A 371-nucleotide genomic window follows, 5' to 3' on the forward strand; every position below is an offset into this window, starting at 1 on the left:
CGGTTACAGGTTGGCCATGTGACGCCGGGCCATGTCTTGCGCTCGGGTGAATGAACAAAGCGAACGAAGCCGCTCTGCAAACGATGCAGGGCGGTTTATTTTTGCTTTTTTTGCCCTGCAAATCTCCCTTGTTGAGAGGAGGGAACGCATCATGATGGTCATCACGGGTGATGGGACGCCACCGATCGAAGCGTCTTCAACGGCCATTACAAGCGGAAATGCAAGCGATACGGGAGCATTACCGAGTATCCATCAAGTGGTCACGTCTTCCGCGGCGTCCAATACGCTTTTTGGCTACTCCAATCCCACTTCTCCCTTCCCAGGATGGCAACATCCGTCGCCTAACAATTACACGTTTACCCTGCCGCCGG

The 371-nt window shown here is 54.2% G+C and carries 1 protein-coding gene; it reads left to right on the forward strand.

What is annotated here, in order from left to right; all coding sequences use genetic code 11:
- Positions 1 to 151 precede the first annotated feature (151 nt).
- The coding region (locus AC27E8_RS06425) for a hypothetical protein (RefSeq protein ID WP_487098610.1) at positions 152 to 371 on the forward strand (220 nt) is incomplete at its 3' end.

It is taken from the genome of Alicyclobacillus sp. CIJ1 (assembly GCF_057538885.1).